We start from the raw sequence: 26,078 nt of genomic DNA, 5'->3' as shown, positions 1-26,078 counted from the left end.
CGGCGGGGCTAGCGGGCGAGCGCGGCGGCGACGTCGAGCGCGGCCCGCTGGCCGCTGACCAGCGCGCCCTGGATCGAGGCGGTGTCGCGGTGGTCGCCGCAGACGACCAGGTGGTCGCGGAGGCGGACGGGACGACGCAGCGCCAGCGGCGCCGGCTGGGCCGGGAGCGCGTGCGGCACCTCGTGGCGGTGCAGCAGCCGCCAGCCGCGAGGGTCGGCGCCGAGCAGCTCGCCGGCGTGCCGGCGGACGTCGTCCTCGGTCGGCACCGGCCGGTCCGGCCCGAGCAGGGCCGAGGCCTGGACCAGGTGCTGCCCCGCCGGGGCGTACGACGGCGCCGGGTTGCTGACCACCGCGGTGTTGACCAGCGGACCGGACGGGCGGGAGCGTCCGTCGACGAACAGCAGGTGGGAGTCCGTCGGGGCCTCGTCGGCGGCGAACCACGAGGTCACGACGCCCTTGGTACGCGGCGTCGGCTCCGCGTCGGGGCCGGTCAGCGCACCGGCGTCCTGGCCGGCGACGGCCACCACCACCTGGCGGGCGCGCAGCGTCGTGCCGCCGGCGTGCACGACCGCGCCCCCGGCGACGGTCTCGACGGAGTCCACGGCGGTGCCGAGCCTCACCCGGTCGCCGAGCCTCCCGGCCAGCTGCGCGGGCAACGCCTGCATCCCGTGCTCGGGCAGGGCGGGGGTGCCGGCCAGGAAGGTGGCGGTGAGCAGCAGGGCGTAGGCCTGCGAGGTCGAGCCGTCGTCCTCCAGCACCACCCCGGCGAAGAACGAGTCGAGCGTGGCGCGCAGCAGCCCGTCGACCCCGGCGCGGTCGAGCGCCTCGCGGCGGCTCACGTCGCGCCGCGGCGAGGCCGTGGTCAGGCTCGTGGCCAGGCGGCGGCCGGGCCGGGCGCGCAGCAGCGGGGCGGCCCAGCGGGCGGCCGCGAGCACCTCGCGCGGGCGCGGGAGGACCGCCCGCACCGAGGGCAGCAGCAGCGCGGGCGCGGCCAGCGGGTTGCCGAGGCGGACCAGCCCGTCGTCGTTCCGGGCGGCCACGCCGGCGGCGAACGGCTGCAGGCCGAGGGCGTCCACGTCGACCCAGCGGCGCACCGCGCGGTACGCCGGGTTGAGCAGTTGGAAGCCGCGGTCGAGGGCGAACCCGTCGACGTGGTCGGTGCGGATCCGACCGCCGACGGCGTCGTCGCGCTCGAGGACCACGACGTCGTGGCCCCGGTCGACCAGGGCCCGGGCGCAGCGCAGGCCCGCGAGGCCCGCGCCGACCACCACGACGTCGGTGTCGTTCTCGCTCACGCGGCCTGCCCGTCCCAGGGACCGGGGTCGCGGCGGGGTCCGGTGCGGGCCACCGCGGAGGTCACGGCCAGCACCCAGGTCAGGGGGCGGTGCTCCGTGGGGCGGTAGGTCGACGCGCTGCGCCAGACCTCGGCGTAGGTCTCGCGCACGACCTGGTGCGCCCACGCCTCGTCGCCGCGGCCCTTGAGCCGCGCGAGGCGCCAGACCTGGTCGACGGTGGCGTCGTACAGGTCCTCGAAGGCCTCCTGCCGGCCGGCGGCGGTGCACTCCAGGCAGCCCGGACGGCGCTCGGCGGCCGGTCGGGGGGCGGTCAGGGGCCGCGGCCCCGTCCGCCGGCCCGTCCGCTGCCCGACGTAGTCGTCGCACATGGGGCCAGTGTGGGGGGCGCCTGGTGAGGACGACCCACCCGCGCGCGTGTGACCAGACCAGTGGACGACGCTTGCTAGGTTGGCCGCGCCAGTCACGCCCCCCGGTCCGCCGGGAGGCCAGGGAACCCGGTGCGAGGCCGGGACTGACGCGCAGCGGTATGGGTGACGGACGGGGCTCCTGTCGAGAGGCAGGCCACTGGACCAGCGGCATCGGTCCGGGAAGGTGCTCCGCGCCGGGCGATCCCGAGTCCGAAGACCTGCTGGCCCCGGCGACGCCCGTCGTCCGGTCCACGCAGGCTCCGCGCACGAGCCTCCGACCACCGAGGTGACCGTGCCCCACCCACCCCTCGTCCGCTCGCGGCCCGGTCCCGACGGCCGGGACGCCGCCGCGGACCGCTGTCCCGGTGTCGCCCGGCCCTGGCCCGCCGAGGACGGCCTGCTGGTCCGGCTCCGGCTCCCCGGCGGCCGGGTCGCCGCCCGGGCCCTGGCCTCGCTCTCCGGGGTCGCCCGTACCCACGGCGACGGCGACCTCCACCTGACCGGTCGCGCCAACCTCCAGCTGCGTGCCCTGCCGGCCGACCCGGCCACGACGGGCGCCGTACGGCCCGACGTCGCCGCGGCCCTCGCCGGCACCGGCCTGCTGCCGTCGCCCAGCCACGAGCTGGTCCGCAACCTGATGGCCTCGCCGCAGACCGGGCTGGACACCGGCCGACCGGGCGGCGGCCGCGCCGACCTGCGCCCGGTCGTGGACGCCCTCGACGCGGCGCTGCTGGCCGAGCCCGCCGCCGCCGACCTCTCCGGACGGTTCCTGCTCGTGCTCGACGACGGCCGCGGCGACCTGGTCGACCGCCCGTGCGACCTGGGGGTGGTGGCCCTCGACGACGGGACCGCCCAGCTGCGCGTCGGGACGGCCTGGGGCGACGTGGTGGCGCTCCCCGACGTGCCCGACGCCCTGCTCGCCCTGGTCCGTCGCTTCCTGGACGCCCGCCCCGACCCGGCCGCCGCCTGGCACGTCGCCGAGCTCGACGGTCCCCTGGCGCCCGCCCGGGAGCCCGACGACTGCGTCCCGGCCCCGACCGCGCGACCGGCGTACGGCCCGCTGGTCGGCGGTGAGCACGTCGCGGCCCCCGACGGCGTGCTCGGCCCCGACCTGGTCGACGACCTCGTCGCCCGGGACCCCGACGGCACGCTGGTCGTGACGCCGTGGCGCGGGGTGCTGGTGCCGGACCCGGCCCCGCACGAGGGGGGAGGTGCGCGATGACCCCGCTGTCCCGGCCGCCGCAGCGGTACGCCTACGTCGACCACGGCCCGGAGATCTACGTCGACTCCTTCGCGACCATCCGCCGCGAGAGCGACCTGTCCCGGGTGCCGGGCGACGCCGAGCGGCTCGCGGTGCGGATGATCCACGGCACCGGCCAGGTCGACCTGGTCGACGACCTCGTGGTCCACCCGCGCCTGGTCCCGGCGGCGCGCACCGCGCTGGCCGCCGGCGCGCCGATCCTCTGCGACGCCCGGATGGTGGCCACCGGCATCACCGCCTCGCGCCTGCCGGCGGGCAACGACGTCCACTGCTACCTGCCCGACCGCCGCGTCCCGGGCCTGGCCGCGGCCTGGGGCACCACCCGCTCGGCCGCGGCCGTCTCCCTGTGGGCCGACCACCTCGACGGCGCGGTCGTCGCGATCGGCAACGCCCCGACCGCGCTGTTCCACCTGCTCGAGATGCTGCTCGACGGCGCCCCGCGCCCGGCCGCCGTGATCGGCTGCCCGGTCGGCTTCATCGGGGCCGCGGAGTCCAAGGACGCCCTGGCCTCGTTCGCCGCCGACCACGGCATCGACGTGCCGTTCGTGACCGTCCGCGGGCGGCGCGGCGGGTCCGCGATGACGGCCTCGGCCCTCAACGCGCTGGCCCAGGAGGAGGAGTGACCGCGCCGGGAAGGTTCGCCGGGGTCGGCCTCGGCCCCGGCGACCCCGAGCTGGTGACCCTCAAGGCGGCCCGGCTGATCGCCGCGGCCGACGTGGTGGCCTACCACGCCGGCGTCGGCAAGGAGTCGAACGCGCGGCGCACCGCGGCCGACCTCATCCCGGCCGGGGCGCTCGAGGAGGAGCTCCGCTACCCCGTCACCACCGGCGGCACCGACCACCCGGGCGGCTACGCCGGCGCGATGGCCGACTTCTACGCCGAGGCCGCCGAGCGGCTGGCCGCCCACCTCGCCGCCGGGCGGGACGTGGTCCTGCTCGCCGAGGGCGACCCGCTCTTCTACGGCTCCTTCATGCACATGCACGACCGGCTCGCGCACCGCTTCGAGACCCAGATCGTGCCGGGGGTGCCAGCCTTCGCCGCCGCCGCGGCGGCCGCCGCGACCCCGCTGGTGCGCCAGACCGACGTGCTCACGGTGCTGCCCGGGACCCTGCCCGAGCCCGAGCTGGCCCGCCGCCTGGCCGACAGCGACGGCGCGGTGGTGATGAAGCTGGGCCGCACCTTCCCGGCCGTGCGCCGGGCGCTGGCCGCCGCGGGCCGCCTCGACGACGCGGTCTACGTCGAACGGGCCTCGATGCCCGGGGAGCGCCGGCTGCCGGTGGCCGAGGTCGACCCGGGGACGGTCCCGTACTTCTCCCTGGTCGTCGTGCCCGGCGACTCCCGCCACGGCCGCGGCCGGCGCGACGCACCGGCGCCGGACCCGGTGACGACCGCGCCCGGGGAGGTCCTCGTCGTCGGCCTCGGGCCTGGGCCGGACCGCTGGCTGACCGCCGAGGTCGCCGAGGCGCTGGCCGAGGTCGACCACGTCGTCGGGTACGGCCCGTACGTCGCGAGGGTCCCGGCCCGTGCGGGCCTCACCCGTCACGCCAGCGGCAACACCGTGGAGGTCGACCGGGCCCGCCTGGCCCTCGACCTGGCCCGCGGCGGCGAGCGGGTGGCCGTGGTCTCCGGTGGCGACGCGGGCGTCTTCGGGATGGCCGCCGCGGTCTACGAGGCGCTGGACGACCCGGCCGGGGAGGGCCGGTGGGACGACGTGGAGGTACGGGTGCTGCCGGGGGTGAGTGCGGTGCAGGCCGTGGCCGCCCGCGCGGGCGCACCCGTCGGTGGGGACTTCGCCGTGCTGAGCCTGTCGGACCGGCTCAAGCCGTGGGAGGTCGTCGAGGAGCGGCTGCGGCTGGTGGCGCGGGCCGACCTGGTGTGCGCGGTCTACAACCCGGCGTCGCGGTCGCGGACCTGGCAGGTCGCCCGCGCCCGGGAGGTCCTGCTCGAGGAGCTGCCGGCCGGGACGGTGGTGGTGGTCGGTCGCGACGTCGGGCGTGCCGAGGAGTCGCTGACCGTGACCACGCTCGGCGACCTCGACCCCGGCACGATCGACATGAAGTGCCTGCTGCTCGTCGGCGCCCGCGGCACCCGGGTCAGCGCGCGCGGGGCGGTGTGGACCTCACGCGCGGTCCCGGTCCGCTGAGTAGAGCCACGACTCCCCCATCCCCTCCGGGCCGCCCGCCCGGGGGTCGAGGGCGCGCCCGACGAGGATGACCGCAGCCTGGCGCAGGCCGGCCTCCTCGACGGCGTCGGCGATGTCGGCGACGGTGCCCCGCAGCACGAGCTCCCCGGGCTGGCTGGCCCGGAAGACGACCACGACCGGGCAGTCGGCGCCGTGCTCGGGCTCGATCGTGGCCATCACCTCGCGGGTGCGGGTGACGGCCAGGTGCAGCACGAGCGTGGCGCCGGTCGCGGCGAACCGGGCCAGCGACTCCCGCTCCGGCATCGCCGTGGACCGCGCCTGGGCGCGGGTCAGCACCACCGACTGGGCCACCAGCGGGACGGTCAGCTCGCGCCCCACCAGGGCGGCGGCCGCGGCGTACGACGGCACGCCCGGCACCACCTCCCAGCCGACGCCGGCCTCGTCGAGCCGTCGGCCCTGCTCGGCGACCGCGGAGTAGAGCGACGGGTCGCCGGAGACGAGCCGGACGACGTCCTCGCCCGCCGCGTCGGCCGCCACGAGGTGGCCGACGATCACGTCGAGGTCGAGGCCCTGGGTGTCGACCAGACGGGCGTCGTGGCGGCAGTGGGACAGCACCGCCTCGTCGAGGTACGTGCCCGGGTAGAGCACCACGTCGGCCTGCCCCAGCAGGGCCGCGGCGCGCAGGGTGAGCAGGTCGGCGGCGCCCGGGCCGGCGCCCACGAAGCGGACGGTCATGGCTGCTCCTCCACGGTGCTGGTGCTGGTGCTGGTGGTGGTGGGGACGGTCCAGCTCCACTGGGTGACGGCCCGGGCGGGCGTCCAGCCGCGGAAGGAGCCGATCGGGGCAGCGTGCTCGACCGAGGTGCGGGTCAGCTCGCCGCCGTGGTCGGCGTGCATCCGGGCCAGCAGGGACTCGGTCTCCAGGGTGACCCCGTGCACGACCAGCCGGCTGCCGGGGCCGCGGTCGGCCAGCGCCTGGCGGCACAGGTCGAGCAGGCCGGGCGCCGTGGCGCCGCCGCCGACGAACACCGCGTCCGGGTGGGCCAGCGCGACCGGCAGGGTCGCGACGACCTCCTGGGCGCGGCCGGTGCGGACGTCGAGCGCGGGCACCCCGAGGCCCGCGGCGTTGCGCGCGATCCGGGCGGCCCGCGCGGGGTCGATCTCGACCGCGACGGCCCGGCACGTCGGGTGCGCACGCATCCACTCGACGCCGACCGAGCCGGCGCCCGCGCCGAGGTCCCACAGCAGCTGCCCGGGCTGGGGGGCGAGCCGGGCCAGGGCGGAGGCGCGCAGGTCGCGCTTCGTGAGCTGGCCGTCGTGCTCGTACGCCTCGTCCGGCAGCCCGGCGGTCCACGACCCGACCACGGGCCCGCGCAGGTCGACCGCCACCACGTTGAGCGGGGGGACGCGGGCGTCGGCGGCCGCGTCCCAGGCCGCGGCGGCGGCGTCGAGGCGCGACTCGGTCGGCGCGCCGAGGTCGCCGAGCACCGCCAGCAGCGAGGCGCCGTACCCCTGCCGGACGAGGAGCCGGGCCAGCGCGCCCGGCGTGGTCGCGTCCGAGGACAGCGCGACCACGCGGCGGCCCGGGGCGAGCTCGCGCAGGACGAGCGCGGGGTCGCGGCCCACCAGGCTGACCACCGCGGCGCTCTCGGCCGACCAGCCGAGCCGTCCCCGGGCCAGCGCGACCGACGACAGGCCGGGGTGGACCTCCACGGCGTCGGCGCCGAGCAGGTCGACCAGCGTGGTGCCGACGCCGGACAGCAGCGGGTCGCCGGTGGCCAGGGCGACCACCCGTCGCCCGGCGTGCTCGGCCAGCAGGGACGGCAGGCCCGCGCGCAGCGGCACCGGCCACGGCACGCGGTGCTGACCGGGCCGCGGTTCCAGCAGCGCCAGGTGGCGGGCCCCGCCCAGCACCACCTCCGCGTCGTCGACGAGCGACCGCAGGCGCGCCGGGACGCCCGGCCACCCGTCGGCGCCGATCCCCACGACCGTGATCCTCGCCCTCATGGGCGCCGACCCTAGGGCGTGCCTCCGGAGGGCCGGACTGCGCTAGCGTGGCGGCTCAGCCACGAGGTGCCCCGACGCCCCGGTCACGACCGGACGCCGAGGGGAGAATCTGGGAAGCCGGTGAGAGTCCGGCACAGGCCCGCTGCGGTGACCTGGACGCGCGATCCGGCGTGCTCGAGGAAGTCCGAAGACCGGCCTCGAGGCGCCCATCCGATGGCGGACGAGCGGGAGCCTCCCATGCCAGCGCACTACCCCTTCTCTGCCGTCGTGCCCGCGGGCGACCTCGGCGACATCAGCGGCGACACCAGCGGCGACAGCGGCACCGGCGAGACCGGCGCCCGGCCGGGCGACCTGGACCCGATGGCGCTCGCCCTGGTGCTGACCACGATCAGCCCCGCCATCGGCGGCGTGCTGGTCCGCGGCGAGAAGGGCACCGCGAAGTCGACGATCGTGCGCGCCCTCGCCGCGGTGCTGCCGCCGGTCGAGGTCGTGGCCGGGGACCGGTTCTCCTCCGACCCCGCCGACCGCGGCCGGGAGACCGCGTCGCCGGACGGCCCGTTCGCCTCCGACGCGGCGGTGGAGAGCCGGCCCGTACGCCTCGTCGAGCTGCCCGTCGGTGCGACCGAGGACCGGGTGCTCGGCTCGCTGCACCTGGAGCGGGCGCTGAGCCAGGGCACGGCGGAGTACGAGCCCGGCCTGCTGGCCCGTGCGCACCGCGGCATCCTCTACGTCGACGAGGTCAACCTGCTGCACGACCACCTCGTCGACCTGCTCCTCGACGCGGCGGCGATGGGCCGCGCGACCGTCGAGCGGGACGGGGTGTCGGTCTCGCACGCGGCCCGCTTCGTGCTGGTCGGGACGATGAACCCCGAGGAGGGCGAGCTGCGCCCGCAGCTGCTCGACCGGTTCGGCCTGACCGCCGAGGTCGCCGCCCCCCGCGACCCGGCCCGACGGGTCGAGGTGGTCCGTCGGCGGATGGCCTACGACGCCGACCCGGACGCCTTCGCAGCGGCCTGGGCGCCGGACGAGGAGGCGCTGCGGGCGCGCGTCGCGGCCGCGCAGGCCCTGGTCGGCGACGTCGTCGTCGGCGACGGGGCCCTGCTGCGGATCGCCGAGCTCTGCGCGGCGCTCGACGTCGACGGGATGCGCGCCGACATCGTCACCGCGCGCACCGCCGCCGCGCACGCCGCCTGGCACGGCCGGCGCTTCGTGACGACCGAGGACATCCGCGCCGCGGCCCGCCTCTCCCTGCCGCACCGCCGCCGGCGCAACCCCTTCGACGCCCCCGGCCTCGAGGAGGACCTGCTGGACGACCTGCTGCCCGACGACCCCGACGAGCCCGACCCCGAGCCGCCCGGTGGCGGGGACGGTGGCGGGGACGGTGGCGGGGACGACGGCGGGACGTCAGACGCTCCGGACACCTCCCCGGACGGAGCGCATGACGCTGCGCCGGACCCAGGACCGGACCCGGGACCGGCGGACGGCGGGACGTCAGACGCTCCGGACAACCACCTGGACGGAACGCATGACGCAGGACCGGACCCCGCACCGGACCCCGCTCCCGCTCCCCCGCCCGGCGGGACCTCCACCGTCGGTGCGGGACAGGCGTACCGCGCCCGACTGCTGGCCGTCCGCGGCACCGGCGAGGGCGAGGCCGGGCGGCGCAGCCGGGCGGTGACGTCGACCGGACGCCGTACGGGCTCCCGACCCGGCCGCCAGGGCGCGGTGCACCTCGGCGAGACCGTACGGGCCGCCGCGCCGCACCAGGTCGCCCGCGGCCGGGTGCCCGGGACGGGCGGGCGGGTGCTGCTGCGCCCGGACGACCTGCGGGTGGCGGTGCGCGAGGGCCGGGAGTCGAACCTCGTCCTGTTCTGCGTCGACGCGTCCGGCTCGATGGCGGCCCGGCGGCGGATGGAGGAGGTCAAGGCGGCGATCCTGTCGCTGCTGCTCGACGCCTACCGCCGCCGCGACAAGGTCGGGCTGGTCACCTTCCGCGGCACGGGCGCCGAGCTGACGCTGCCACCGACCCGCTCGGTCGACGTCGCCGCGGCGCGCCTCGAGGTGCTGCCCGCCGGCGGGCGTACGCCCCTGGCCGAGGGCCTGCTCGAGGCCGCCCGCTGCCTGGAGGTGGAGCGGGTCCGCGACCCGCGCCGGCGCCCGCTGCTGGTTGTGGTGACCGACGGCCGCGCCACCTCCGGGGCCGACGCCGTCGACCGGTCGCGGAGCGCCGCCGACCTGCTCGCCGCCGCCGGCGTCGGGAGCGTGGTGGTGGACTGCGAGTCCGGGCCGATGCGGATGGGCCTGGCGCGCCGGCTGGCCGAGCACCTCGGCGCCGAGCACGTGCCGGTCGGCGAGGTGAGCGCGGACGCGCTGGCCGCCGTAGCCCGTCCGGCCGGTGCCGCCTGATGGACCTCTACGAGGCTGTCGCGCGTCGGCGGGACGTCCGGGCCGAGTTCAGCGGGGAGCCGCTGGACGACGCCGTGCTCGAGCGGGTGCTCGGCGCGGCGCACCGGGCCCCGAGCGTCGGGATGAGCCAGCCGTGGGACTTCGTGCTCGTCCGCGACCCCGGCACGCTCGGGGCGTTCGCCCAGCACGTGGCGGGCGAGCGGGAGGCGTACGCCGCCGACCTGCCGCCCGACCGCGCCGCCACCTTCGCGGCCATCAAGGTCGAGGGCGTCCGCGAGGCCGGCCTCGGCGTCGTCGTCACGCACGACCAGTCCCGCGGCGGGCCGCAGGTGCTCGGCCGGCGCACCATCGCCGACACCGGGCTCTACTCCACCTGCCTGGCCATCCAGAACCTCTGGCTGGCCGCGACCGCCGAGGGCGTCGGGGTGGGCTGGGTGTCGTTCTTCCGGGAGGAGTGGCTGGCCGAACGGCTCGCGCTGCCCCCGGGCGTACGGCCGGTCGCCTGGCTCTGCGTCGGCCCGGTCACCGGGCTGCAGGAGGTCCCCGACCTCGAGCGGCACCGCTGGCGCTCCCGGCGCCCGCTGGCCGACGCCGTGCACCACGAGACCTACCGCCGCACCCCGGCCGAGAGCAGGAGCTGACATGCCGCAGGGCACCCCGAGCACCGTCCCCGACGACGGCCTGACCACCGCCCAGCGCCGGCACCTGCCGCTGCTGATGGTCCACACCGGTGACGGCAAGGGGAAGTCGACCGCCGCCTTCGGCCTGGCCATGCGGGCCTGGAACCAGGGCTGGGACGTCGGCGTCTTCCAGTTCGTGAAGTCGGCCAAGTGGCGCATCGGCGAGCAGACCGTGCTGGAGCGGCTCGGCGAGCTGCACGCGCAGACCGGCGAGGGAGGACCGGTCGAGTGGCACAAGATGGGGTCCGGCTGGTCCTGGTCGCGCAAGGCCGGTGACGACGAGGACCACGCCCGCGACGCCGCCGAGGGCTGGGCCGAGGTGAAGCGGCGGATCGCCGAGGAGCGCCACGACCTCTACGTGCTCGACGAGTTCACCTACCCGATGGAGTGGGGCTGGGTCGACGTCGACGACGTGGTCACCACACTGCGGGACCGGCCCGGGCGCCAGTACGTCGTGGTCACCGGCCGCCGCGCCCACCCGGCCCTGGTCGAGGCGGCCGACCTGGTCACCGAGATGGGCAAGGTCAAGCACCAGATGGACCGCGGGCAGAAGGGCCAGCGGGGGATCGAGTGGTGACCACCCGCCTCCCGCGGATCGTCGTCGCGGCCCCGGCCACCGGGCAGGGCAAGACCACGGTCTCGACCGGGCTGATGGCCGCGCTCACCCGCGCCGGGCACGTCGTGTCGGGCCACAAGGTGGGGCCGGACTACATCGACCCGGGCTACCACGCCCTCGCGTGCGGGCGGGCCGGGCGCAACCTCGACCCGCACCTGGTCGGCGAGGACCGGGTCGCCCCGCTGCTGCTGCACGGCGCACGGACGCCCGTCCCGGCCGACGTGGCGGTCGTCGAGGGCGTGATGGGCCTCTTCGACGGGCGGGTCGGAGGGGAGGGGTTCTCCTCGACCGCCCACGTCGCCGCGCTCACGCGCACGCCGGTGGTGCTGGTCGTCGACATCTCCCGCTCCTCGCGCTCGATCGGCGCGGTGGTGCACGGGATGGCCACCTACGACAGCTCGGTCGAGGTGGCCGGGGTCCTGCTCAACAAGGCCGGGTCGCCGCGGCACGCCGCCGAGGTGACCTCCTCGATCTCCCTGCCGGTACTGGGCACGATCCCGCGGGACCCGGCCGTGGCCGCGCCGTCGCGCCACCTCGGGCTGGTGCCGGCCGAGGAGCGTGAGCTCTCGGCGGCGGCCCTGGACGCGCTGGCCGACCACGTGGCGGCCTCCGTCGACCTGGAGGCCGTGCTGGCGGTCGCGCGGTCGGCGCCCGACCTCGACGTGGCCCCGTGGTCCCCGCACGACCACGTCTCACCACCGCAGGGTGCCCGGCCCGGGCACCGTCCGCTGGTGGCCGTGGCGGGCGGCCGGGCCTTCACCTTCCGCTACGCCGAGACCGAGGAGCTGCTGCGTGCGGCCGGCTGCGACGTCGTCGCCTTCGACCCGCTCGCGGACGCGGCGCTGCCGCGCGGCACGGCGGCGGTCTACCTCGGCGGCGGCTTCCCCGAGGTGCACGCGGCCGACCTGACCGGCAACGCCGCGATGCGGGCGTCGCTGCGGGCCGCGGTGGCGGCGGGCGTACCGACGGTCGCGGAGTGCGCCGGGCTGCTGTACCTCTGCGACGCCCTCGGCGGCGAGCCGATGGTCGGCGCGGTCGCCGCGAGCGCGGCGATGACCGAGCGGCTGACCCTGCGCTACCCCGCCGCCACCGCCCCCGCCGACTCCCTGCTCGGACGGGCCGGGGAGGAGGTCACCGGGCACGAGTTCCACCGCACCCACGTCGACCCGGTGGCCGGCGACGTCGCGGCCTGGACCGTCGACGGCACCGACGTCGGGGTGGCCACCCCGACCCTGCACGCGAGCTACCTGCACACCCACTGGGCCGGGCACCCTCAGCTGGCGCAGCGCTTCGCCGACGCCGCCCACGCGTACGCCCCGGCGGTCGAGGAGCGAGCGCCAGCGAGCGTCTCGAGACCCCCGCTCAGCGCCCCCCACCCCGACCCCCTGCGTCACCACGGCGACGCCGAGACCGGGGACGGCCTGGTCGACCTCGCGGTCAACGTCCACCCCGGTCCCCCACCCGCCTGGCTGACCGAGGCACTGGTGGCGAGCCTGGAGGACGTGGGCTCCTACCCCGACCCCACGGCCGCGGAGCGGGCCGTCGCCGCGCACCACGGCCGCAACCCGGACGAGGTGCTGGCGACGGCGGGGGCCGCCGAGGCGTTCGGGCTCGTCGCCCGGTTGCGCCCCTGGCGGCGACCGGTCGTGGTGCACCCCCAGTTCACCGAGCCGCACGCCGCGCTGGAGCAGGCCGGCCACGAGGTCTCCGTCGTGGCCTGCCGGGCCGAGGACGGGTTCGCGCTGGACCCGACGGCGGTGCCGGAGGACGCCGACCTCGTGGTCGTCGGCAACCCCACGAACCCCACCGGGGTGCTCCACCCGGCCGACGTCCTGCGCGCCCTCGTGCGTCCCGGCCGGCTGGTCGTCGTCGACGAGGCGTTCATGGACGCCGTCCCGGGCGAGCCGGAGTCGCTCGCGGGGGGACCGCTCGACGGGCTCGTGGTGCTGCGCAGCCTGACCAAGCACTGGTCGGTCCCCGGCGTCCGGGCCGGCTACCTGCTCGGCGCGCCCGACGTGGTCGCCGACCTGCGGCGCGGGCAGACCCCGTGGTCGGTCTCGACCACGGCCGGGGCCGCCCTCGTCGCCTGCTCCACCCCGGCGGCCCGGGTCGAGGCGGGGCGCCGGGCGGACGAGCTCGCCGCCTGGCGCGACCACCTCGCCACCGGCCTCGCCGGGCTCGGCGTCGAGGTCCTCGCCTCGTCGACCTCGTTCGTCCTGGCCCGCCTCGGCGCCGGCGTGCGCGAGGCGCTGCGGGAGGCGGGGGTGGCCGTACGCCGGGGCGACACCTTCCCCGGCCTCGACGCGTCCTGGTGCCGCATCGCGGCCCGGGAGCCGGCGACGACCGAGGTGCTCCTGGCCGCGCTCGCCGGTGTACGGGGTCGTGGGTCGTCCGACGCGCTCCAGCGCGTCCGCTGACCCACGACCCGGCCGCCCAGCGCGTCGTCGGACCGGTGTCGGTGCCGCCCGCGACGATGTCCGCGAAGGAGGGACCGATGACCGGGGACACGCACCACGCCACGCGCGCCGAGGCGCTGTGGCTCGCCCTCGGCGTGACCGTCGTCGTCGCGGCCCTGGTCCTCGGGGAGGCCGCCCGCACCGCCGACGGCGCCACCCGCGCCTGGCTCGTGGCGGCGCAGGCCACCTGCACCGCCCTGGCCTTCGCGGTCCCCCAGCTCCGGCAGTGGCGGGCCAGCCGGGCCGAGGCGTCGGCCGAGGAGCGCGAGATCGAGGCCCGGGTGGAGACCCGGATGGCGATCAACGACGCCCTCGACCCCGTCCTGCGCATGGTCGCCCGCTCCGTCGCCGAGCCCGACCCCGAGGTCCGCGAGAGGCTCGCGGCGCAGACGGTGTCCCTGGTGCTGATGACCGCCTCGGAGTTCATCGGGCACGACCGCTCCCGCGCCTGCTGGTACCGCCTGGACGCCGGCCCCCGGGCCGGCTCGTGCCGGTGGAGCACGCCGGTCGCGCCGGGCCACCCACCACGCACTTCGTCGAGGGCAGCACCGCGGGCGACGCGGCCATCGACCTGGTGCTCACCGACGGGGCGCTGCGGTGCGAGGACGTGCTGTCCGCACCGCCGCCCGGGTGGTCGCTCGACCGCGCCCCCGCCTACCGCACCTTCGTGGCGGTCGCCACCGTCGGGGACGACGCCGCCTACGGCATGCTCACCCTCGACGCGCTGGAGCCCGGCTCCCTCAGCGCCGACGACGAGGGCCTGCTCCGGCTGGTCTCCGGGGTGCTCGCCCTGGCGATGGGCCTGGCCCACCGGCCCGGGGTCCCGCCGTGATCCGGCCGGGCGCTGGTCCGGTGGACCGACGTGCGGCACACTGGGAGTCCGAGGGACGGGGAACGCGATGGCAGTGAAGATCGAGCGACGTGGCGAGGACGCCCGCATCGAGCAGATCCTGCGCGACCCGAAGCGCTACTTCGCCGAGGCGCGGGCACGGACCCGGGCCGCGGTCGAGGCCGAGGTCGCCCGCGAGCGCGGGAACGGGCACGGCAGGACCGCCTGAGGGCGCCGGTCGCGCGACCCCGGTCGGGCCGGGCGTTCAGCTGTCCTGCTCGATGGGACGCATCAGCACCTCGTTGACCGCGGTCCGCCGCGGCCGGGTCACCATCCACACGACCGCGTCCGCGACGTCGGCGGCCTCGAGCGCGCCGAGCGGCTCGAAGTCGTGGCCGGCGGTGAGCTCGGTGCGCACGAAGCCCGGCTCGACCAGGCCGACCCGCACGTGCTGGGGGCCGAGCTCGCGGCGCAGCGCCTCGGAGAACGCCCCGACCGCGTGCTTGGTGGCGGCGTAGACGTTGCTCGTCGCCTGCGGCACCCGCCTGCCGCTCGCCGAGCTGATGGTGACCACGTCGGCGACGCCGCGCTCGCCGGCCGCCGCGGCGACCAGGTGCTCCAGGGCGGAGTGCGTGGTGGCGAGCACGCCGGTGAGGTTGACGTCGACCATCTGCTGCCAGTCGGCGAGGTCGGCGTCGCGGGCGAGGTGCTGGTGGGCGACGCCGGCGTTGTTGACCAGCACGTCGATCCCGCCGAGATCGGCCACGACACGCGCGAGCACCGTCCGTACGGCGTCCGCGTCCGTCACGTCGCACGCGTAGGCCCGGGCCGTGCCGCCGTCGGCCTCGAGGTCGGCGACCAGCGCGTCGAGGCGGTCGGTGCGCCGCGCCAGGACCGCCACCGCCGCGCCCTGCGCGGACAGGGCACGCGCGGTGGCCTCCCCGATCCCGCTCGAGGCCCCGGTCACCACGGCCGTCCGTCCGGTCAGCGTCTGCTCCGTCATGACCCCATCCTCGGCCCCACGACCACCCGACCCTCCCACCCCGGCGGACCCGTGGACGGGCCCGTGGACGGACCCGTCGCGGACCCGTGGCGGACCCCGTACCCAAGTCCGGCGCGATGGCCTAGGCTGCGCTCGCGGGCACGAGGAATCCGGTGGGAACCCGGAGCAGTCGCGCTACTGTGACCGCCCTCCCGACGAGAGTCGGAGGGGGCGGGAGCCAGACCCGAAGGTCCGCTTCCACCCCATCGAACAGGGACGCAGTCATCCCTGAGGAGGCACCATGTCGCAGTCGTACCCTGCCCTCGGCTCCACGCCGCTGGCCCCGTCGTCCGTCCAGGTCCCGGCCATCCCGCTCCGCAGCCTGGCCCCCTGGGCGCTGTTCCTCGTCCTGCTGGGCACCGTGGTGATCGTGCTCGCCGGCGTCGACCTGACGATGTTCGGCGTGCCGGGCGGGATGATGCTGCACGAGGTCGTCCACGACGGGCGCCACCTGCTCGGCTACCCCTGCCACTGAGGCGCGGGCCGATGAGCGCCTCGGCGCACACCCCTGCCCCGCACCCCGCCGCTCCGGCCAGCACGCCCCCGATCGCTCCCCGCGCCCTGCTGGTGCGCGGGCTGCTCGTCGGGCTGCTGGCCGGCCTGGTGTCGTTCGGCGTCTCCGCCGTCGTGGGTGAGCCCACGATCGACGCGGCGATCGCCTACGAGGAGTCGGTCGCCCCGGCGCCGGAGCCCGGCGCCCCCGCGGAGGACGAGCTGGTCTCGCGCGGCACCCAGGCCACGTGGGGCCTCGGCGCGGCCAGCGTCGCGGTCGGCGGCGCCCTGGGCGGCCTGGTCGCCCTCGGCGCGGCGCTCGCGATCGGGCGTCTCGGCCGGCTCGACCCGACCCGGGCCACGGCGGTCGTGGCGGCGGTCGGGTTCGTGGCCGTCGCCCTGGTCCCGTGGCTGGCCTTCCCGGCCAACCCGCCCGGTGTCGGCGACCCCGGCACCATCGGCTCCCGCACGCTGGCGTGGTTCGGCCTGCTCGACGTCTCGGTGCTGACCGCGCTGGCCGCGGTCGTGGTCGCCGTCCGGCTGGCCACGAGGCTCGACGCGTACGCCGCCGGCGTGCTCGCCGCCGCCGGCTACCTCGTCGTCGTGCTCGTCACGGTCGCGCTGCTGCCCGACCCGGCCCCGCTCGGCGACGTCCCGGCGCAGGTGCTCTGGGACTTCCGGCTGGCCTCCCTGCTGACCTTGACGACCCTGTGGGGCGTGCTCGGCGTCGGGCTGGTCGGCACGGTCCGCCGGCTGCAGCGCGACGTGGTCGCCCGCGCCGACCGGCGTGCCCTGGCCGCCAGCCTGTGACGGGCCCGATCACCCCGCCCCCGGCAGCGCTCCGCGCCGAGGCGCAGCAGCGCCTGGAGGCCCTGGCCACCCCGGCCGGGGCGCTCGGGCGGCTGGGCGACCTGGCCGTGTGGCTCGCCTCGACCCTCGGAGCGGTGCCTCCGCCGCCGTTGACCGACGTCCGGCTCACCGTGCTCGCCGGTGACCACGGTGTCGCGGCGCACGGCGTCTCGGCCTACCCGGCCGCGATCACCCCGGCGATGGTCCGCACCATCGTGGCCGGGAGGGCCGGTGTCAGCGCGCTCGGGGCCGCGCACGACGTGTCGGTACGCGTGCTCGCCCTCGGCGTCGACGACGACCTCGACGGCGTCCCGCCCCCGGTCACGGCCCGGTCGGTCCGGCGCGGCAGCGGGGCGATCCACCTCGAGGACGCCCTCACCGCCGACGAGACCAGGCGCGCGGTCGACGTCGGGCGGGAGGCGGCGCTCTGCGAGATCGACGGCGGCGCGCAGCTGCTGCTCACCGGCGACCTCGGCATCGGCAACACCACGCCCGCCGCCGCCCTGGTCGCCGCCGCGCTCGGCCTGCCGGCCGGGGACGTGGTCGGGCGCGGCACCGGGGTGGACGACGCCGGCCTGGCCCGCAAGACCGAGGTCGTCGCGCTCGCGCTGGCCCGCGTCGGCGACCGCACAGCGGACCCCCTCGACACGCTCACCGCGCTCGGGTCGGCCGACCTCGCGGCCACGGTCGGCTTCCTGCTCGAGGCGGCGGAGTCCGGGGTGCCCGTGCTCCTCGACGGCCTGGTCTCGGTCGCCTGCGCCCTGACCGCGGAGCGGCTCGCGCCGGGCGCGCGCCACTGGTGGGCCGCCGGGCACCGCTCGACCGAGCCGGCCCAGGGCCTCGCGCTCGCCGCCCTCGGGCTGGAGCCCCTGCTCGACCTCGGGCTGCGGCTGGGCGAGGGCAGCGGGGCGGTGGCCGCCGTCCCGCTGCTGCGCGGCGCCGTCGCCCTCCTGCGCGACACCGCCCTGCTGTCCGAGCTGGGCTGAGGCGTGCGGTCGCCGGGATCAGAGGCGCAGCACGCGTCCCGCGACCACGAGGTGCACCTCGTCGCACGCCGCCGCGACGCGCTGGTTGACCGTGCCGAGCAGGTCACGGAAGACCCGGCCCGAGCGGTGGGAGGGCACCACGCCGAGGCCGACCTCGTTGGTGACCAGCACCGCGTCGCGGGTGGTGGCGCCCAGGGCCGCGACCAGCGGGTCGAGGTGCGCGGCAAGCGAGGCGTGCTGGGCGGCCGCGGGACGGTCCCACGCCCGGTCCCCGTCGAGCACCGCCGTGAGCCAGGTGCCCAGGCAGTCCACCAGCACCGCACCGCCCGCCGCCGTCACCGCTCCGGTCAGGTCCCGGGTCTCCAGCGTGCTCCAGGTCGGGGGTCGGCGGAGCCGGTGGGCGGCCAGGCGCGCCGCCCAGTCGGGGTCGGGGTCCTCCGCGGCGGTGGGCCCGGGGGCGACGTAGGCGACGTCGGCGCGCCCGGCGTACAGGCTCTCGGCGTGCGCGGACTTGCCGGAGCGCACGCCACCGGTGACCAGGACCTTCATCGGGGGCTCCTCGGGTGTCGGGCGGGCCGGTGCTGAGCCGGGCGCTCGGTCTGGGACTCGGGTACGCGGCCGACCGCGTCCTCGGGGACCCCGCCCGGTGGCACCCGGTGGCGGGGTTCGGCCGGCTGGCCGGGCGGGTCGAGCAGGTGGCGTACGCCGACCGCCGTGCCGCCGGGGCCGTCCACGTCGCGCTGCTGGTCGGTGGGGCGGTGGGCCTGGGTGCCGTGGCCGAGCGGGCGGTGCACGGCCGGCCGGCCGGGCACGTGCTGCTGACCGCGGCGGCGACCTGGACCGTGCTCGGGGGACGTCGCTGGACCGGGAGACCGCCGCGGTGGAGCGGCTGCTCGCGGCCGGCTCGCTGGAGGCGGCTCGTCGGCAGGTGGCCCGGCTCGTCGGGCGCGACACGACCTCGCTGGACGCGGGCGGGGTGGCCCGCGCGGCCGTCGAGTCGGTCGCCGAGAACACCTCCGACGCCGTGGTCGCGCCGCTGGTCTGGGGCGCGGTGGCTGGCGTGCCGGGGCTGCTGGGCCACCGCGCGGCCAACACCCTGGACGCGATGGTCGGGCACCGCTCGACGAGGTACGCCCGCTTCGGCTGGGCGGCCGCCCGCCTCGACGACGTCCTCAACCTGCCGGGCTCGCGGCTGACCGCCGCCCTGGTCGTGGTCCTCGGCGAGGACCGCCGCGGCGCGGTCCGCGCGTGGCGGCGCGACGCCGCCGCCCACCCCAGCCCGAACGCCGGCCCGGTCGAGTCCTCGGTCGCCGGGGCGCTCGGGGTACGGCTCGGCGGGACGACGGCCTACGGCACCGGCGCGGACCGCCGGGTCGAGGAACGGCCGGCGCTCGGCGACGGCCGCGAGCCCGACCACGTCGACCTGGCCCGGGCGCGGCGGCTGGTCCTGCGGGTGGACCTGGCGGCGGTGCTGGTGGCGGCCGCGGTTGCGGCCGGCGGGTCTCACCGCAGCCCCTGAACCCACGCCGCCGCCCCGACGGCGTCGGTCACCGTCTGCACGCCCGGCGGCGGCGGGGGGCGGCGGACGACCACGACCGGCACCCCGAGCTCGGCGGCCGCCTCCACCTTGGCCCGGGTCAGCGCCCCGCCGGAGTCCTTCGTGACCAGCACGTCGGCCCCGTGCCGGCGCAGCAGGGCCCGCTCGGCGGGGACCTCGTACGGCCCGCGGCTGCGCAGCACCGTCCAACCCCCGGGCAGCGGCACCTCGGGCTCGTCGACGACCCGCGCCAGCACCCGGTGCCCGGCCAGCGGGCCGGTGAACCGCGCCAGCTGCTGGCGGCCGACGGTCAGGAACGGGCGCTCCCCCAGCGCCGCGGTCACGGCCGCCGCCTCGTCGTGGTCGGCCACCCAGCGCCACGACCCGGTCGGGTCCTGCCACCCCGGCCGGGCCAGCCGCAGCAGCGGGACGTCCCCACCCTCGTCCGGCGCACCGCCCAGCGCCGCAGCCGCGTGCGCCGAGATCGTCGCGGCGAACGGGTGGGTGGCGTCGACCACCGCGTCGTAGGACCGAGCCTCCGCGCGCAGCCCCGCGACCCCGCCGAACCCCCCGACCCGCACCCCGCCGACCGGCAGCCTCGGCTCGGCCACCCGTCCGGCCAGGGACGACACGACCTCGACGCCGTCGGCCACCAGGAGGGCGGCGAGCTCGCGCGCCTCGCCGGTGCCGCCGAGCACCAGCACCCTCACAGCACCCTCACCGCGCGCTCACCGGGACGCTCCCGGTTCCAGCAGCCGCAGGCCGGCCGGCGCCCCGTCCCGCGCCAGGGCGAGCAGCGCGTCGACGTCGCAGTGCTCCTCCACCAGGTCGCCCAGCAGCTCGAGACGCCGCTCCCGGGCGGCCGGGAAGGACGCGGCGGAGGCCACGCCGAGCGCCTGGCGCAGGTACGTCGCGCGGTACGTGTCGTCCTCCAGCCGGCCGTGCACCATCGTCGCGGTCACCGCGCCGGCCTCGGTCTCGCCGGCGACCCGGCCGTGGTGGATCTCGTAGCCCGCGGGGTCGTGGCGGCGCAGCACCTTCTCGGCGCCGAAGACGGTCGTCAGCCCGAGCAGGCCGAGGCCGTCGACCACCGCCCCGGCCGGGCCCTCCACCCCGTCCGGGTCGCTGATCGAGCGCCCGAGCATCTGCGCGCCGCCGCAGATCCCGAGCACGGGCCGGCCGGCCGCCGCGTGCGCACGCACCGCCTCGTCCAGCCCCCGCGCCCGCAACCAGGCCAGGTCGGCCAGGGTGGCGCGGGTGCCGGGCAGGACGACGAGGTCGGCGTCCAGGTCGCGCGGGTCGGAGACGAACCGGACGTCCAGACCGGGCTCCAGGCCCAGGGCGTCCACGTCGGTGAGGTTGCTGATCCGGGGCAGCCGCACCACGGCCACCCGCCGGACGTCGCTCCCGCCCGACCCGGTGACCTCCGCACCGGCCCGCCGGCCCTCCAGGTCCAGCGCGTCCTCGCTGTCCAGCCAGACGTCGGGCCGCCAGGGCAGCACCCCGAGCACGGGCCTGCCGGTCAGCGCGTGCAGCTGGTCGAGACCCGGGGCCAGCAGCGCCCGGTCCCCGCGGAACTTGTTGACCACCCAGCCCGCGACCAGCGCCTGGTCGGCCGGCTCCAGCAGCGCCAGCGTCCCGAGCATCGCCGCGAACACCCCGCCGCGGTCGATGTCGCCGACCACGACGGTGGCCATCCCCGCGTGCCGGGCCAGGCCGAGGTTGACGTAGTCGCCGGCACGCAGGTTGATCTCCGCCGGGCTCCCCGCGCCCTCCGCCACGACGACCTCGTGCCGCGAGGCGAGGTCGTCGTACGCCGCGTGCGCCGCCCGCGCCAGGTGCGCGCGACCGTGCTCCCAGTCGGCCGAGGAGAGCGACCCGGCCGGGCGCCCCATCACCACGACGTGGCTGCGCCGCTCGGAGCCCGGCTTGAGCAGGACCGGGTTGTGCGCGGGCTCAGGCTCCACCCGCGCGGCCAGGGCCTGCACCCACTGCGCGCGCCCGATCTCGGCGGCGGTGCCGTCGCCGGCGGTGCAGACCATCGAGTTGTTCGACATGTTCTGCGCCTTGTACGGCGCGACGCGCACGCCGCGCCGGGCCAGCGCGCGGCACAGCCCCGTGGTGACGACCGACTTCCCCGCGTCGGAGGTGGTGCCGGCGACCAGGATCCCGGCCATCAGCCGCGCCCCGGCACGAACGGGGCGAACCGGTGCGCGGCCAGGTCCTCCGGTAGCTCGCCGCCGCGCTCGGCCCAGCCTGCCACCCGCCACGTCAGGTCCTCGTCGTGCACGTCGCCGAGCCAGGTGTCGACCGGTCGACGGCCGCGGGTGAAGTCGCGCACCAGGACCACGTTGCTGCGGTCGCACTGCCCGAGGCAGTCGACCACGCGTACGCGCACCCGCTCGCCGGCGCGGGTCGTCCCGGCGCAGGCGAGCAGCGCGTCCTGCTGGGCGCGGTGGTCGGTCGTGGGGTGCTTGCCGGGGTCGCCGCAGCAGCAGTCGCGGCAGAGCATGACGTCGCGGTCCGGGCGGGTCACCCCGCCACCTGCTCCGGCGCCCGGAGCAGGAACAGGTCCAGCACCCAGCCGGCCTGCTGCTTCGCCCGCGCCCGGGCCGCCGCGATCGCCGGCAGGACGTCGCCGACCCGTCCGGCCACCAGGGCCTCGCCGACACCGCCGAGGTTGGCCCCCCACCAGATCGACCAGTCCTCGAGACCGTCGAGCTCGAGGCGTCGGTTCAGCATGACCACCAGGTTCCGCTGGCCCTGGGCCAGCGCCTCGGGCAGCCGGCGTGCGGTCGTCACGTGCAGCGGGTGGCCGACGTCGTGCAGCACCAGGCGGTGCCGTGCGGCGAGCAGCGGGAGGCTGCCGATCCCCGGCACGACCTCGACCTCCAGCGGCACCCGCTCGCCGAGCGCGTCGAGCAGCCGCAGCGTCGAGTCGTAGAGCCCCGGGTCGCCCCAGACCAGGAGGCCGAGCACGCCGTCGTGCTCGGTCAGCACCCGCTCGTACGCCTCCACCCGGGCGTGGTGCCAGGCCTCGACGGCCGCGGCGTAGTCGACGCCGTCGTGCCGCTCGCGCGGCGGGTCGGCCACCACGACCAGGTCGAGGCCCTGCTGGGCGCACACCTCGCGCCGCACCGCCAGCAGCGGGTCCTCCGACCCGTCGTCGGCCTCCTTGGCGAAGGCGAGCACGACGTCGACGCGGGCCAGCGCGGCGACCGCCTCGGGCGTCACGTGCTGCGGGCCCATCCCGATCCCGACCACGACGACCCGGCGGGGGGCGCGGTGCCGCGGCTCAGCCATCGTGACGGTCCTCGAGGTCGCCCTCGAGGTCCAGGTACACCGCCTGCATCCGGGCCAGCAGGTCCGGGTCGGGCTCCTCCCAGAGGCCGCGGTCGACGGCCTCGTGGAGCTTCTCCACGATCCCGCGCAGCGCCCACGGGTTGGAGCGCCGCATGAACTCCTGGTTGGTCTCGTCCAGGACGTACTCCTGCGCGAGCGTCGCGTACATCCAGTCGTGCACGACGCCGGTGGTGGCGTCGAAGCCGAACAGGTAGTCGACGGTGGCCGCGAGCTCGAAGGCGCCCTTGTAGCCGTGGCGCTGCATCGCCCCGATCCACTTCGGGTTGACCACGCGGGCCCGGAAGACGCGGTTGGTCTCCTCCTGCAGGGTGCGGGTGCGGACCTGGTCCGGGGAGGTCGAGTCGCCGACGTAGCCGGCCGGCTCCGCGCCGGTCAGCGCGCGCACGGTGGCGATCATCCCGCCGTGGTACTGGTAGTAGTCGTCGCTGTCGGCGATGTCGTGCTCGCGGGTGTCGATGTTCTTCGCGGCCACCTTCATCCGCCGGTAGCTCGTGCGCATGTCGTCGGCCGCCGGCGCCCCGTCCAGGCCGCGGCCGTAGGCGAACCCGCCCCACGCGGTGTAGACCTCCGCGAGGTCGGCGTCGTCGCGCCAGGACCCGGACTCGAGCAGCTGCAGGATCCCCGCGCCGTACGACCCCGGCTTGGAGCCGAAGATCCTCGTGGTGGCCCGGCGGTGGTCCCCGTGGTCGGCGAGGTCGTCGAGCACGTGCGCGCGCACGAAGTTCGCCTCCAGCGGCTCCTCCAGGTCGGCGACCATCCGGACGGCGTCGTCGAGCATCGCCACGACGTGCGGGAAGGCGTCGCGGAAGAACCCGGAGATCCGGACCGTGACGTCGATGCGCGGGCGGCCGAGGTCCTCCAGCGGCACGACGGTCAGGTCGGAGACCCGGCGCGAGGCCTCGTCCCAGGTCGGCAGCACGCCGAGCAGCGCGAGCACTTCGGCCACGTCGTCGCCGGAGGTCCGCATGGCCGAGGTGCCCCAGACCGAGAGGCCGACGGACTCCGGGTACGTCCCGTGGTCCTCGAGGTAGCGCGCCACCAGCGACTCCGCCATCGCCGCGCCGGTCTGCCACGACAACCGGGACGGGACGGCGCGGGGGTCCACGGTGTAGAAGTTGCGTCCGGTCGGCAGCACGTTGACCAGCCCGCGCAGCGGCGACCCGGACGGGCCCGCCGGGACGAACCCGCCGTCCAGGGCGTGCAGCACGGCGTCGAGCTCGTCGGTGGTGCGGCCCAGCCGCGGGACGACCTGCTCGGCGGCGAAGGCCAGCACCCGCTGCACCTCCGGGTCGTCGTGCGCGCCCACCGCGGCGGCGGGGTCCCAGCCGGCGGCCTCCATGTGCTCGACCAGCGCCCGGGCGCGGGCCTCGACCTCGTCGACCGAGGTGGTCGCCTCGGCGCCCTCCTTCAGCCCGAGCGCGGCGCGCAGCCCGGGCACGGCGGCGCTCTGTCCGCCCCACACCTGGGCGGCGCGCAGGATCGCCAGGACCAGGTCGACCCGTCCGGAGCCGGCCGGCGCCTGGCCGAGCACGTGCAGGCCGTCGCGGATCTGGGCGTCCTTGATCTCGCAGAGCCAGCCGTCGACGTGGAGCAGGAAGTCGTCGAACTCCTCGTCGTCCGGGCGCTCGTCGAGACCGAGGTCGCGGTGCATCTCGGCGGCCTTCATCAGCTGCCAGATCTCCCCGCGCACCGCGGGCAGCTTGGCCGGGTCCATCGCGGCGATGTTGGCGTGCTCGTCGAGCAGCTGCTCGAGGCGGGCGATGTCGCCGTAGGTCTCCGCCCGCGCCATCGGCGGGATCAGGTGGTCCACGATCGTCGCGTGCGCCCGGCGCTTGGCCTGCGCGCCCTCGCCGGGGTCGTTGACCAGGAACGGGTAGACCAGCGGCAGGTCGCCGATCGCGGCGTCGGTCGCGCAGGACGCCGACAGCGCCGCGTTCTTGCCAGGCAGCCACTCCATCGACCCGTGCTTGCCGAGGTGCACGACCGCGTGCGCGCCGAAGCCGCCGTCGTCGGGCGCCGCGGCCAGCCAGCGGTACGCCGCCAGGTAGTGGTGCGACGGCGCCATCGCGGGGTCGTGGTAGATCGCGACCGGGTTCTCCCCGAACCCGCGCGGCGGCTGGATGAGCAGCACGACGTTGCCGGCGGCGATCGTGGCCAGCACGATCTCGCCCTCGCCGCGCCCGTCGGCGGGCGGCGCGACGAAGAGCGACCCGGGCGCCTCGCCCCAGGTCCCGACGACGTCGTCCATCAGGTCGGCCGGGACGTCGGCGGTCCAGCGGCGGTAGGCCGCGGCCGGGATCCGGACGTGCGCCTCGCCGAGCTGCGCGCTGGTCAGCCACTCCTCGTCCTGGCCGCCGGCGTCGATCAGGGCGTGGATCAGCGCGTCCCCGGCCTCGGTGTCGTCGGCCAGGTCCAGCCCCGGGACGTCGCCGGGGGCGCCCAGGTCGTACCCGGCGTCGCGCATCCGGCGCAGCAGCCGGACCGTGCTGACCGGGGTGTCCAGGCCGACCGCGTTGCCGACGCGGGAGTGCTTGGTGGGGTAGGCCGACAGCATCAGGGCGACCTTGCGCTCGGCCGGGGGCGTACGCCGCAGCCGCGCGTGGTTGACCGCGATCCGCGCGACCCGGCCGCAGCGCTCCGCGTCGGCGACGTACTGCGGCAGGCCGTCCTCGTCGACCTCCTTGAAGGAGAACGGGGCGGTGATGATCCGCCCGTCGAACTCGGGGATCGCGATCTGGGTGGCGGAGTCGAGCGGGGTCACGCCCTCGTCGCTGGCCGCCCACTCGGCGCGGCTCGAGGTCAGGCACAGGCCCTGGAGGACGGGGATGTCCAGGGCCCGCATCCGCTCGACGTCCCACGCCTCGTCGTCGCCGCCCGCGCTCGCGCCGGCCGGCGCGCTGCCGCCCGCCGCGAGGACGGTGACGACCAGGGCGTCGAGCGTGCCGAGGGCGTCGTACAGCGCGTCGGGCGCCGAGCGCAGGGAGCCGGCGAAGACCGGGACGCCCACGGCCTCGCCGGTCGCGTCGACGGCGTCGGCCAGCGCGTGCGCGAAGCCGGCGTTGCCGCTGGCCTCGTGGGCGCGGTAGTAGAGGATCCCGACCCTCGGCAGGTCGGCGGCAGCACCAGGCCTCGCCGGCATGCCCCACGCCGGCACCTCCACCGGCGGCTCGAACCCGTGGCCGGTGAGCAGCACCGTGTCGGAGAGGAACGCGTGCAGCTGCGCCAGGTTGGCCGGGCCGCCCTCGGACAGGTAGCGGTGGGCCTGCGCGGCGACGCCCATCGGCACCGACGACAGCTCCATCAGCTCGGCGCTCGGCTGCTGCTCCCCGCCGAGCACCACCATCGGCATCCCGGTCGCCCGGATCCGGGCGAAGCCGGAGCACAGCTCGTCGGGCGAGCCGAGGATCCGCCCGACGACCAGGTCGCAGCCCTCGAGGGTGGCCGCCATCAACTGGTGCCCGGGGCGGCTCGGGTTGGCCCAGACCCAGTCGGCGCCAGAGGCCCGCGCGGAGCGCAGGTCGGTGTCGGAGGTGGAGAGCAGCGCGATGCGCGCGGGACGGTCGACGGGTCGACTCACGGTGGCTCCTCGGGGTTCTCGCCCCTGGTCGGCGGAGTCCCGTGGCCAGTGTCTGGCTGCGCCCGCCCCGTCCTCGTCAGAGGGCCGGGCCGGGCGTCACAGTGGCGGAACCGCCCCGGAGTCGCACCGGGTT

23 protein-coding genes, 1 pseudogene and 2 riboswitches are annotated in these 26,078 nt (G+C 77.2%); of the genes and pseudogenes, 13 read left to right on the top strand and 11 right to left on the bottom strand.

Annotated elements, in window-relative coordinates; genetic code table 11:
- Positions 1-8: 8 nt before the first annotated feature.
- On the bottom strand, positions 9-1,295 hold the full coding sequence (locus tag ENKNEFLB_RS01425; protein WP_214057572.1) for a flavin monoamine oxidase family protein: 1,287 nt from the start codon (positions 1,293-1,295) through the stop codon (positions 9-11).
- Positions 1,292-1,663: a sigma factor gene (locus ENKNEFLB_RS01420; protein WP_214057571.1), complete on the bottom strand. Its 372-nt coding sequence runs from the start codon at positions 1,661-1,663 to the stop codon at positions 1,292-1,294. The genes ENKNEFLB_RS01425 and ENKNEFLB_RS01420 overlap by 4 nt, the downstream gene beginning before the upstream one ends.
- A gap of 119 nt (positions 1,664-1,782) precedes the next feature.
- Positions 1,783-1,922, top strand: a riboswitch (cobalamin riboswitch).
- 72 nt (positions 1,923-1,994) lie between these two features.
- Here ENKNEFLB_RS01420 and ENKNEFLB_RS01415 point away from each other — a divergent pair.
- Genes ENKNEFLB_RS01415 through ENKNEFLB_RS01405 form a run of 3 tightly spaced genes read left to right on the top strand, consistent with a single transcriptional unit; the run spans position 1,995 to position 5,106 of the window.
- Entirely contained in the window at positions 1,995-2,924 is a 930-nt protein-coding gene (locus tag ENKNEFLB_RS01415) for a nitrite reductase (RefSeq protein WP_214057570.1), read from the top strand.
- The gene (locus tag ENKNEFLB_RS01410; RefSeq protein ID WP_214057569.1) at positions 2,921-3,586 is read left to right on the top strand and encodes a precorrin-8X methylmutase; all 666 of its coding nucleotides are present in this window, start codon (positions 2,921-2,923) and stop codon (positions 3,584-3,586) included. Before ENKNEFLB_RS01415 ends, ENKNEFLB_RS01410 begins: the two co-directional genes overlap by 4 nt.
- Positions 3,583-5,106 carry a precorrin-2 C(20)-methyltransferase gene (locus ENKNEFLB_RS01405; RefSeq protein ID WP_214057568.1) on the top strand — a complete coding sequence of 508 codons (1,524 nt, stop codon included), beginning with the start codon at positions 3,583-3,585 and terminating at the stop codon, positions 5,104-5,106. Before ENKNEFLB_RS01410 ends, ENKNEFLB_RS01405 begins: the two co-directional genes overlap by 4 nt.
- On the opposite strand, the gene ENKNEFLB_RS01400 is transcribed toward ENKNEFLB_RS01405, so the two are convergent.
- Together ENKNEFLB_RS01400 and cbiE are read right to left on the bottom strand one after the other, a co-directional pair.
- Entirely contained in the window at positions 5,083-5,841 is a 759-nt protein-coding gene (locus tag ENKNEFLB_RS01400; protein WP_214057567.1) for a cobalt-precorrin-4/precorrin-4 C(11)-methyltransferase, read from the bottom strand. The genes ENKNEFLB_RS01405 and ENKNEFLB_RS01400 overlap by 24 nt on opposite strands.
- Positions 5,838-7,112 (bottom strand): precorrin-6y C5,15-methyltransferase (decarboxylating) subunit CbiE, encoded by a 1,275-nt coding sequence (gene cbiE, locus ENKNEFLB_RS01395; protein WP_214057566.1) that lies wholly within the window; start codon positions 7,110-7,112, stop codon positions 5,838-5,840. The genes ENKNEFLB_RS01400 and cbiE overlap by 4 nt, the downstream gene beginning before the upstream one ends.
- A 47-nt stretch (positions 7,113-7,159) precedes the next feature.
- Positions 7,160-7,326, top strand: a riboswitch (cobalamin riboswitch).
- 146 nt (positions 7,327-7,472) lie between these two features.
- On the opposite strand from cbiE, the gene ENKNEFLB_RS01390 reads away from it, so the two are divergent.
- From ENKNEFLB_RS01390 to ENKNEFLB_RS01365, 6 genes are all read left to right on the top strand, one after another.
- A complete protein-coding gene (locus ENKNEFLB_RS01390; RefSeq protein WP_214059262.1) occupies positions 7,473-9,518 on the top strand; it encodes a VWA domain-containing protein in 2,046 nt (681 codons plus the stop codon).
- Positions 9,518-10,159: a 5,6-dimethylbenzimidazole synthase gene (gene bluB / locus ENKNEFLB_RS01385; protein WP_214057565.1), complete on the top strand. Its 642-nt coding sequence runs from the start codon at positions 9,518-9,520 to the stop codon at positions 10,157-10,159. Before ENKNEFLB_RS01390 ends, bluB begins: the two co-directional genes overlap by 1 nt.
- Position 10,160: 1 nt before the next feature.
- The gene (gene cobO / locus ENKNEFLB_RS01380) at positions 10,161-10,775 is read left to right on the top strand and encodes a cob(I)yrinic acid a,c-diamide adenosyltransferase (RefSeq protein ID WP_214057564.1); all 615 of its coding nucleotides are present in this window, start codon (positions 10,161-10,163) and stop codon (positions 10,773-10,775) included.
- Positions 10,772-13,231 (top strand): bifunctional hydrogenobyrinic acid a,c-diamide synthase/histidinol phosphate aminotransferase CobBC, encoded by a 2,460-nt coding sequence (locus ENKNEFLB_RS01375; protein WP_214057563.1) that lies wholly within the window; start codon positions 10,772-10,774, stop codon positions 13,229-13,231. Before cobO ends, ENKNEFLB_RS01375 begins: the two co-directional genes overlap by 4 nt.
- 532 nt (positions 13,232-13,763) lie before the next feature.
- Positions 13,764-14,102, top strand: a complete 339-nt coding sequence (locus ENKNEFLB_RS01370; protein ID WP_214057562.1) for a hypothetical protein — start codon at positions 13,764-13,766, stop codon at positions 14,100-14,102.
- 67 nt (positions 14,103-14,169) lie between these two features.
- Positions 14,170-14,328 (top strand): hypothetical protein, encoded by a 159-nt coding sequence (locus ENKNEFLB_RS01365; RefSeq protein ID WP_214057561.1) that lies wholly within the window; start codon positions 14,170-14,172, stop codon positions 14,326-14,328.
- Positions 14,329-14,364: 36 nt separating this feature from the next.
- Here the strand turns inward: ENKNEFLB_RS01365 and ENKNEFLB_RS01360 are convergent, their stop codons facing one another.
- Positions 14,365-15,102: an SDR family oxidoreductase gene (locus tag ENKNEFLB_RS01360; protein ID WP_214057560.1), complete on the bottom strand. Its 738-nt coding sequence runs from the start codon at positions 15,100-15,102 to the stop codon at positions 14,365-14,367.
- Positions 15,103-15,382: 280 nt separating this feature from the next.
- Here ENKNEFLB_RS01360 and ENKNEFLB_RS01355 point away from each other — a divergent pair, with 280 nt between their 5' ends.
- Genes ENKNEFLB_RS01355 through cobT form a run of 3 tightly spaced genes read left to right on the top strand, consistent with a single transcriptional unit; the run spans position 15,383 to position 17,468 of the window.
- Positions 15,383-15,616, top strand: a complete 234-nt coding sequence (locus ENKNEFLB_RS01355) for a CbtB domain-containing protein (protein ID WP_214057559.1) — start codon at positions 15,383-15,385, stop codon at positions 15,614-15,616.
- An 11-nt stretch (positions 15,617-15,627) separates the two neighbouring features.
- A complete protein-coding gene (locus ENKNEFLB_RS01350; RefSeq protein ID WP_246535777.1) occupies positions 15,628-16,443 on the top strand; it encodes a CbtA family protein in 816 nt (271 codons plus the stop codon).
- On the top strand, positions 16,440-17,468 hold the full coding sequence (gene cobT / locus ENKNEFLB_RS01345) for a nicotinate-nucleotide--dimethylbenzimidazole phosphoribosyltransferase (protein WP_246535776.1): 1,029 nt from the start codon (positions 16,440-16,442) through the stop codon (positions 17,466-17,468). The genes ENKNEFLB_RS01350 and cobT overlap by 4 nt, the downstream gene beginning before the upstream one ends.
- A gap of 18 nt (positions 17,469-17,486) precedes the next feature.
- On the opposite strand, the gene ENKNEFLB_RS01340 is transcribed toward cobT, so the two are convergent.
- Complete coding sequence (locus ENKNEFLB_RS01340; protein ID WP_214057558.1) at positions 17,487-18,017, bottom strand: bifunctional adenosylcobinamide kinase/adenosylcobinamide-phosphate guanylyltransferase; 531 nt, start codon at positions 18,015-18,017, stop codon at positions 17,487-17,489.
- A 14-nt stretch (positions 18,018-18,031) separates the two neighbouring features.
- Here ENKNEFLB_RS01340 and ENKNEFLB_RS01335 point away from each other — a divergent pair.
- Positions 18,032-18,987 (top strand): annotated as a pseudogene (locus tag ENKNEFLB_RS01335) (cobalamin biosynthesis protein).
- On the opposite strand, the gene ENKNEFLB_RS01330 reads toward ENKNEFLB_RS01335, so the two are convergent.
- Genes ENKNEFLB_RS01330 through cobN form a run of 5 tightly spaced genes read right to left on the bottom strand, consistent with a single transcriptional unit; the run spans position 18,972 to position 25,945 of the window.
- A complete protein-coding gene (locus ENKNEFLB_RS01330; protein WP_214057557.1) occupies positions 18,972-19,715 on the bottom strand; it encodes a cobalt-precorrin-6A reductase in 744 nt (247 codons plus the stop codon). The pseudogene ENKNEFLB_RS01335 and the gene ENKNEFLB_RS01330 overlap by 16 nt on opposite strands.
- A gap of 18 nt (positions 19,716-19,733) precedes the next feature.
- Positions 19,734-21,182, bottom strand: a complete 1,449-nt coding sequence (locus ENKNEFLB_RS01325) for a cobyric acid synthase (RefSeq protein ID WP_214057556.1) — start codon at positions 21,180-21,182, stop codon at positions 19,734-19,736.
- Positions 21,182-21,541, bottom strand: coding sequence for a hypothetical protein (locus tag ENKNEFLB_RS01320; RefSeq protein WP_214057555.1), 360 nt, complete (start codon positions 21,539-21,541; stop codon positions 21,182-21,184). The genes ENKNEFLB_RS01325 and ENKNEFLB_RS01320 overlap by 1 nt, the downstream gene beginning before the upstream one ends.
- Positions 21,538-22,308, bottom strand: a complete 771-nt coding sequence (gene cobF, locus ENKNEFLB_RS01315; RefSeq protein ID WP_214057554.1) for a precorrin-6A synthase (deacetylating) — start codon at positions 22,306-22,308, stop codon at positions 21,538-21,540. Before cobF ends, ENKNEFLB_RS01320 begins: the two co-directional genes overlap by 4 nt.
- Positions 22,301-25,945 (bottom strand): cobaltochelatase subunit CobN, encoded by a 3,645-nt coding sequence (gene cobN / locus ENKNEFLB_RS01310; protein WP_214057553.1) that lies wholly within the window; start codon positions 25,943-25,945, stop codon positions 22,301-22,303. Before cobN ends, cobF begins: the two co-directional genes overlap by 8 nt.
- Between the last annotated feature and the right edge of the window lie 133 nt (positions 25,946-26,078).

Origin of the sequence: Nocardioides aquaticus (assembly GCF_018459925.1) — a bacterium.
Classification (GTDB): Bacteria; Actinomycetota; Actinomycetes; order Propionibacteriales; family Nocardioidaceae; genus Nocardioides; species Nocardioides aquaticus.
The sequence above is the reverse complement of the archived record's forward strand: the minus strand, read 5'-3'. Positions and strand labels throughout refer to the sequence as shown.

What these genes read in the sequence shown, in the direction of transcription:
- cobF (WP_214057554.1), bottom strand. Translation starts at nt 22,308, where the DNA reads ATGGCTGAGCCGCGGCACCGCGCCCCCCGCCGGGTCGTCGTGGTCGGG.
- ENKNEFLB_RS01325 (WP_214057556.1), bottom strand. Translation starts at nt 21,182, where the DNA reads ATGGCCGGGATCCTGGTCGCCGGCACCACCTCCGACGCGGGGAAGTCG.
- ENKNEFLB_RS01355 (WP_214057559.1), top strand. Translation starts at nt 15,383, where the DNA reads ATGTCGCAGTCGTACCCTGCCCTCGGCTCCACGCCGCTGGCCCCGTCG.
- bluB (WP_214057565.1), top strand. Translation starts at nt 9,518, where the DNA reads ATGGACCTCTACGAGGCTGTCGCGCGTCGGCGGGACGTCCGGGCCGAG.
- cobO (WP_214057564.1), top strand. Translation starts at nt 10,161, where the DNA reads ATGCCGCAGGGCACCCCGAGCACCGTCCCCGACGACGGCCTGACCACC.
- ENKNEFLB_RS01410 (WP_214057569.1), top strand. Translation starts at nt 2,921, where the DNA reads ATGACCCCGCTGTCCCGGCCGCCGCAGCGGTACGCCTACGTCGACCAC.
- cbiE (WP_214057566.1), bottom strand. Translation starts at nt 7,112, where the DNA reads ATGAGGGCGAGGATCACGGTCGTGGGGATCGGCGCCGACGGGTGGCCG.
- ENKNEFLB_RS01340 (WP_214057558.1), bottom strand. Translation starts at nt 18,017, where the DNA reads ATGAAGGTCCTGGTCACCGGTGGCGTGCGCTCCGGCAAGTCCGCGCAC.
- ENKNEFLB_RS01350 (WP_246535777.1), top strand. Translation starts at nt 15,628, where the DNA reads ATGAGCGCCTCGGCGCACACCCCTGCCCCGCACCCCGCCGCTCCGGCC.
- ENKNEFLB_RS01390 (WP_214059262.1), top strand. Translation starts at nt 7,473, where the DNA reads ATGGCGCTCGCCCTGGTGCTGACCACGATCAGCCCCGCCATCGGCGGC.
- ENKNEFLB_RS01365 (WP_214057561.1), top strand. Translation starts at nt 14,170, where the DNA reads ATGGCAGTGAAGATCGAGCGACGTGGCGAGGACGCCCGCATCGAGCAG.
- ENKNEFLB_RS01360 (WP_214057560.1), bottom strand. Translation starts at nt 15,102, where the DNA reads ATGACGGAGCAGACGCTGACCGGACGGACGGCCGTGGTGACCGGGGCC.
- ENKNEFLB_RS01420 (WP_214057571.1), bottom strand. Translation starts at nt 1,663, where the DNA reads ATGTGCGACGACTACGTCGGGCAGCGGACGGGCCGGCGGACGGGGCCG.
- ENKNEFLB_RS01400 (WP_214057567.1), bottom strand. Translation starts at nt 5,841, where the DNA reads ATGACCGTCCGCTTCGTGGGCGCCGGCCCGGGCGCCGCCGACCTGCTC.